The 6,582-nt window shown below is 56.6% G+C and carries 5 protein-coding genes; 2 read left to right on the top strand and 3 right to left on the bottom strand.

What is annotated here, in order from left to right; translation table 11 throughout:
• Positions 1 to 408, bottom strand: a 408-nt coding sequence (locus HMPREF2635_RS13495) for a hypothetical protein (protein WP_210401576.1), incomplete at its 3' end; no start/stop codon positions are given.
• A gap of 427 nt (positions 409 to 835) precedes the next feature.
• On the opposite strand from HMPREF2635_RS13495, the gene HMPREF2635_RS00010 reads away from it, so the two are divergent.
• Positions 836 to 2,713, top strand: a complete 1,878-nt coding sequence (locus HMPREF2635_RS00010; RefSeq protein ID WP_070510551.1) for a hypothetical protein — start codon at positions 836 to 838, stop codon at positions 2,711 to 2,713.
• Between the two features lie 169 nt (positions 2,714 to 2,882).
• Here HMPREF2635_RS00010 and HMPREF2635_RS00015 read toward each other — a convergent pair whose 3' ends face one another.
• Positions 2,883 to 4,334, bottom strand: a complete 1,452-nt coding sequence (locus HMPREF2635_RS00015) for a hypothetical protein (protein WP_070510549.1) — start codon at positions 4,332 to 4,334, stop codon at positions 2,883 to 2,885.
• A gap of 478 nt (positions 4,335 to 4,812) precedes the next feature.
• Here HMPREF2635_RS00015 and HMPREF2635_RS00020 point away from each other — a divergent pair, with 478 nt between their 5' ends.
• Positions 4,813 to 5,781 (top strand): TDT family transporter, encoded by a 969-nt coding sequence (locus tag HMPREF2635_RS00020; protein ID WP_083306672.1) that lies wholly within the window; start codon positions 4,813 to 4,815, stop codon positions 5,779 to 5,781.
• Positions 5,782 to 5,816: 35 nt separating this feature from the next.
• Here HMPREF2635_RS00020 and HMPREF2635_RS00025 read toward each other — a convergent pair whose 3' ends face one another.
• Entirely contained in the window at positions 5,817 to 6,395 is a 579-nt protein-coding gene (locus HMPREF2635_RS00025) for an META domain-containing protein (protein ID WP_232751612.1), read from the bottom strand.
• Positions 6,396 to 6,582 lie beyond the last annotated feature (187 nt).

Here is a 6,582-nt window from a genome sequence, read left to right on the forward strand (position 1 = left end):
CACCGCTACCATTTCAGTCTTCTGAACATCGTGGATACTCACCAGTACTGAGGCTTGGGAGCAAATCTTGCCGGAGGTATTCACCTTGTCCAGGACGTGTTGTGGCAGTGGCATGGGTGGCTGACCCAACGCGGTTTTCTTGGCCGCTGCTTCGCGAGCGCGTTTGTTACCAGCCCGAAGCGGACAGATCACCTTGCCAGACAATGCCGGGCACTCGAAACGTTGTGAGCCGTCAGTGCGTGTTGCCTTAATCGGAAGTTGAAGGGTCTTGCGCCGAGCGTGCTTCGCCTCGCGCTCAGCGCCGATCATGTCTTTGCTTTCGTGGTCCGCCTTGGGATACAACAGGTCCTCATAGGCAGCAATACACGGACAGTAGGCTTGGCCCGCAACCTGGGTAATACCCTCCACGTCGGCAGTAATACCGAGGGCTTCTTTTCTGTCTGGGAGGTCGCCAATATGTCCCCAGTTGTCCTGGCGCGTTGGGCGTTGGTACTTGTCGACCGCAGAAGCAGGCGAGCAAATACTCGGTCCCCAATAAGATACCGCCTCGGCAAACCTGTATTCTGGAAAACCGCCATTGCCTGCAAGTCATTCTCACCTTCATGCAGCCGACACGGGCGAGCTAGTCTGAATTACCCGCACCAAGGTCGGCACGTACTGCACCGCGCGGCGGTTGCGGTTGCAGGGTATTCACACAAACATTTTCCTGGGTACATGGGAGCGGGTGTAGCTAGTCCCTAGACACTCGGATTTCACGCATCTCCAACAACGAAAGACTACGAGTACTGCCTGGTAAACTCTAGTGATCTGAACTAGACGCTACTTGGGAGTACTCGTGGATAACGACGATATTGAAGAAGCAGCCGTTAACTACATCCAAGACCTGCTCCGTGGGAACAAGCACCTGCGGGCTGAGCTGTCTAAGAACGACAAGACAGCAATCGTTGACGGCGAACTCAAATACTACGCCCCCGACAAGACCAAAAAGACCGAACACTTTCAATGGGCAGTTAGGTCGCAGTGCAAGGGGCACGAGCTGAAACAGGCCGAGCAATTCAAGAATCTCGCCAAGTTCAAACTAAAGAAGAAATACCTGACTGGTTTTCACAACTCAGACGGCGTAATACTCTTCGTTGTCCATATTCGAGGCTTGGAACGCCGAGCTTATTACCTCATTCTAGGCCCACTTGACATCGAACACGAGCTGAGGGAAATGGGCGACAAGAAATCCCGAACAGTGAAACTGTTGCCGTTCCCCGAAGACTGTGACGCGCAAACTAGAATCGCGAAACTTGCCCGAGCGAAGTGCCAACCCAGCAACATTAAGTTGTCGGATGACATGCTGTCCCTAGCAACAGGCCTCCACGTTTCGACAGTGGATTCCCTTAACTTCAACAAGCCGGGAGTAGTCGGTATCGGGACAGGTATCCCCTCTCATATCGAACTGAAACTGCGAGACGGAAACAGGGTGCCACTGCCCGGTCACTTCCAGTATTGGCCGGAAGAATACGCTTCACATGAACTCGGCCATGAACTTCGCGCAGGCTCAATTGTCATTTCGGATGCACGCCGACGGCTTATCAACGACCACCTTATGGAACTCGCTGTTACTCCCTCCTTACGCATCACCCTAGACATTAAGAACCAAGGCGGAGAGGTCAACTCTTCCCTAGTCGAGGACTTTGACGAAGCACTTACCAATCTTGAATTTCTTAACTACTGGATCGAAAACGAATCGTTTGACATCGGGGAAAACGAAGTCCGGTGGAAACTCAACGACTACGACTTCACACCTCAAAGGCAAAGCCTGCGAATCTTTCAAGACATCAACGCCTTGTGCGAACTCCTCAACGTCGACACCTCGCTACTGCATGTTCGCGACTTCGATACCAACCTCGACATGCTGGAGAACATTGTCAAGTACTTCGTGTACGGTGGCAAGTTCTCTCTCCCCGACGAACAACCTCACAAACTTATGGTCGAACTTGGAAAATGGCAGCTTCGCTTCCTTGCTTCCCACCGCAACAACGAAGACTTTGCGACCATCAAAAGCGTTGGAGACCTCGACAATGGGCAGTTTTGGTGGGTTGCCAAAGACGACCCCGAGGTCCACACGCGCATTACTGCATTTGAAGTTCTCACGGCAGAAGAAATCTCAACCACACTCAACCTTGGACTTGAGCACATCACCGAGGCATATGAGATGTATGTGGACAACGACAGGAGAACCAACTTCGCCAACGAGACCGTGCTGAAACTTATCGAGGCCGCGGACTTACAGCCACGACGCGCCACGGAACTGCTCAGAGGAGCCAGAAAACTTGCCACCTGGCTCTTCACCGAACCCGAATTTTCCGAGATTGCGCAGGTAAACGTGTGGCAAATTGATAAGCGGCTCGGGAATCTGACTGACGCTGACCTTACGGATATTCGACTTTTTCGCGAAAGTCTGCCAGCCAATCACCACTATGTAGCACCGTTAAAAGCAGGAGCCTCAATCCTGCTGGGGCAGCCCGACGAAACCGCATTTTGGTTGGAACGAAGTCGCGAAGACGACCGCACCAGGTTCAAGGAAACTCCGATTTACCAGTTGCACACGGACCCGGAACTCACATCGAGATACGCGGATGCAGCGCCGCGGCCAGAAGCTAAATGGGAGCAGTACGAAAGAAAGTTCATCGAGGAGTCCGTTCTCAAGGAACTCTCGCGCTAACCAGACAAGGACGAGACATCGGCAATGGAGTCACACATCCCTTTAGCTCTTTGGGCTCACTCGAGCCCTGTCACCCACTGTTCCCTGGTGAGCAGTGTGCCTGCCTAACAGGGAAGTTATCGTACCCGATCCCGTTCAGCGCCAATGCGATTCCTCAAAACGAATCCACCTACGCTGGCCCCGAAGTCTCAGCGCCGTCGAACCCGACCTGCGTCCACACGTCCAGCTCGGAATCATCGAGTGTCCCCGCGACCTCAACAATCTCCTCTTTGAACACCTCCCTATCGAGTTCCGGCACCTGCGGGACGGCTAGCACCGGCACGGGGTTTTCTCGCTCCAGGATATGCTTGCACCACGCGAGGTAGTCAGCATCGACATTGCTGGTTCCCTCCAGCTCGCTCACGAAAGCGAGTAGCCCCTGATGTTCTCGGTAGATACTGGCTTGCCGACGCAAAGTCTCCAGCTCGAACGCGCGCCCCTCACGAACCCTCAAAATCTCGGCGGCGTGGTCTTTACGACGCTGCCACGACGCCTCCGCTTCACGTTTGAAGTCGCTGTCGCAACGAGTAAAGAATCTCTCGACGGCAGTCTGCGTCATGCGCGTCGCTAGTGCCGTGTCTAGGCGACGAGGGTTACGCTTCGTGTCGTTGACCCTATTCCACCCCATTTCAATGGTGAGCAAGCCATTCGGAACATGGTCATACACCGGCTCCATGCCCCTCGTTTTGTCCCAGTTATAGCGATTAAGCTCTGCTTTTTCTTTCCTGATTGGTTCACGCTCCACCTTGTCAGTCTGCTCGGTGACTGTAATCTCCCGGCCAGCGACATAGACACCTGTGCGTGACGGCGTGTTCCACTTCCTCGACTCAATTTCTCGCGAATTCACCTCCCACCCAATCCGTTCGGCCTCGGTGAAAAGCACATGAAGTAGCCGCCTTGCACGCGGCGCAGCTTTCGCGGAGACATCAAAGTTGGCCTTGTCAGTAAACAGCGCAACCATCGGGTGCAACTTGCTCACTCGTCGCTCCCCGGAAAGAAGCAGACGTGAGCTTTCTGTAAGAACCACCTCGTCGACAAACCCGGCCTGCACATGCGTCGGCCACCACGAGTTCCAGCCTTCTTCCTTGAGGTTAAAGACAAGACGACGTGAGCGCTGCTTTTCTTGCGCCACGCGTTGCGCAGCCTTAAGACGGGGTTCCCACTCGCGCTCAAACTCCTCCTTGCTGCACTTGACGCGAAAGAAGCCGCGGTGCGCGCCCTCGATAGCGGCAAGGAGCTGTTGTGCTTCCCCAACGGTCGGCGTAACGCGGGGACGATACGGGGTGGCGGGGCGATTGGGTGTGGTCACGACTCGCTCGCTACCCGTGGCCGGCCCGCCAACAGTAGTCTTCTTCTTTTTCTTCGGCCGAAGTGGCTCCGTACCTGTGAGCACCCGCTTGCCGCGCTCGGTGATGGTTGCCGTCCATGCGTCGCCATGTCCTTTAATCTTCACCAGCTCGTAGCCTTCGAGACTGCGGGCGGAAATCTTGTAGTTGCCGCTGGGTGCCGAGTCTTCGGGGCAACCAGAGTTCACCCATTCCAGGACGGTGCGCTGGAGGTCGCTGAGCTGTTGTGGGGCCATAGGGAGATTATCTCGGGATACTTACCTAAGTGCAGGGCGAATTGCTTTTGGCCTGGAATTGGCCCCTCATCGAGGGGTAGCAAATTTGATGTTACGGGGTAGGTTTCTAGAGGGGCCGTCTAGGCTGAGGTCAGAGAGTTTACTGACACCCATACACTCGGGGGTATTTCTCGGGAGATAATTCCGTTCCATTGACCAGCGACAACCAAATATTTGACAAAAAATCAGCAAGTTACTGTTGCGCGCGCGTTCAATTTTGTTCCTCTACGCTTACACTTAAGACATTGCTCCTCACCGTTCCCAGCAATGAGGGTTGGTGAGGTTTTCTAGCCTGGAGAACACACGCGGTTCCAACGGCGGTGAAGTCAACCGCCACACGCGCTCTGTGTGCCCTCCCCTACTGCAGTACACAACAAGGTGCAATCTCACGTCCTAATCCCGCTGATCAAACGAGCTTTCCTGCAGTGGGGTGGCTACCATGCCATCTGTGACTGACAGATTCCGCCAACTGCTACCGCCCGGCCCCGCGTGGGGCGGCAGCCTCATGGGCACCTCCATCGTCTCCCGGCTGCTCGTTGAGGAAGACATGCTGGTTGGCTCCGCCATCTTCGCAGCGCTAGCCTGCGTCATCCTGCTCGTGCTGACGGTCGGCTTCGCGCTCTACCGCCAGCCCAGCTTCGCGCGGACCTCCATGGCGGAATGGTCCATGTACTTCATCGGCATCCTGGCACTCGGCGCAGCACTGTCCGGATTGACGGATATCGGAACCTTCCGCCTAGTGGGCTTCTGGATCGGTGGCCCGGTCACCGTCATCACGTGGGCCATCCAGCTCACCCGCTTCGACGGTCAGCCGCGGTTTACCTGGGGCCTGCCGCTGGTCGGCCCCATGATTTCCTCCTCCGTAGCCGGCTTCCTCGCCCTCGACTACGGGCGCGCCTACCACGTGATGGGCACCGTTTTATTCATCATGTCTATCTCCACTGCGGTCCCCATCTTCATCCGCGTGTATTGGGCTGCTTGGCACGGCAAAGTCAACCTCACCGGCGCCAACTCCGCGACGGCATGGGTGCCGCTGGGCGTGGTGGGCCAATCCACTACCGCCATGCAGATCCTCTACCCCGGTAGTTTCTCTGTCTACTACGGGCTCACCGCCATGGTGATTGCCATCCCCCTCGCGCTTTATGCCATGGTCACCTTCTACCCCAACGTGGCTCGCTGGGTGGATTACTCGCCCGCGTGGTGGGCCTGCACATTCCCACCGGGAACGGTCAGCATGGGTGGTCACCAGGTAGCGCTGGTGAATGGCTCGGAGCTTCTCGACGTCATCGCGCTCAGCATCCCGGTGCTCCTTATCGCGCACTGGTCTGCCTGCTCCTGCCGCTTCGTTGGCTGGCTCCTCGAGGGCCGGCGCGCACGCACAAGCGGGGCCAGCCCAGTCTCGGACTAGCCCCGCCACGTGAATTACTGGATGCTTAACAAGCCTTAGTTTTCGGCCTTCTCAAACTGGATGACCTGGCCCTGGCTGCCCAACGCAAAGGTGTTGCCCTCTACGGGGAAAACAACTGGCTTGGCGGAGAGGATAGCCTTGAGCGCATCGGCGTCGGCCATGGCATCAGGGGCGCAGGCGCGCAACGTAGAGTTCAGGTTCTCCACCACAATGGCATCGGTCTGATCCAGCTTGTAGCTAGCGCCACCGGAGTTGCAGCCATCGTTGTAGGCGAGGGTTCCATCGGAATTGAAGGTCACGGAAATCGCTGGGTTCTTCTTTGCGGTGAAGGTACCGTTGAGAACCTTCTGGGCCTCATCGGCCGGCAGCTTGTCTTGCAGACCGTCGACGTCCTCGTACTTCTCAATCAGCCCGGAGCCTTCCGGTGCTTCAGAGTCCTCCGGGGTGCCCGGACCGCCAAAGAGGCGGGAGCTCAGCTCCTGGATCTGGCTGGACTGCGGGGAGTCGACGGAGGACAGCTCTTGCGCACCGGCAGTACCGGCGCCCAGGACGCCGCCTGCGAGGGCGACGAACGCAGTTGCTGTGGTTACTTTCTTCAGTGTGCGTGAAATCATGGCCCCGAAGCTATCGGCCGCGGCCTCCAACATCAACCCATTTCATGCGTTTCCGATGATATTTTGAGGCAACTCTACAACTCCCCCATCCCCTTACAGGCCGCAGACTAAAACGGCTCTTCCGGTTTTGGGGTGCGTAGCGGGGTGAGGTAGAACTCGACGGGTTCAGCGGGTCACCACAACATGT

This window comes from Corynebacterium sp. HMSC035E02 (assembly GCF_001836065.1).
GTDB lineage: Bacteria > Actinomycetota > Actinomycetes > Mycobacteriales > Mycobacteriaceae > Corynebacterium > Corynebacterium hiratae.

Coding starts and splice junctions, on each gene's coding strand:
- HMPREF2635_RS00020 (WP_083306672.1), top strand. CDS start 4,813: ATGCCATCTGTGACTGACAGATTCCGCCAACTGCTACCGCCCGGCCCC.
- HMPREF2635_RS00025 (WP_232751612.1), bottom strand. CDS start 6,395: ATGATTTCACGCACACTGAAGAAAGTAACCACAGCAACTGCGTTCGTC.
- HMPREF2635_RS00015 (WP_070510549.1), bottom strand. CDS start 4,334: ATGGCCCCACAACAGCTCAGCGACCTCCAGCGCACCGTCCTGGAATGG.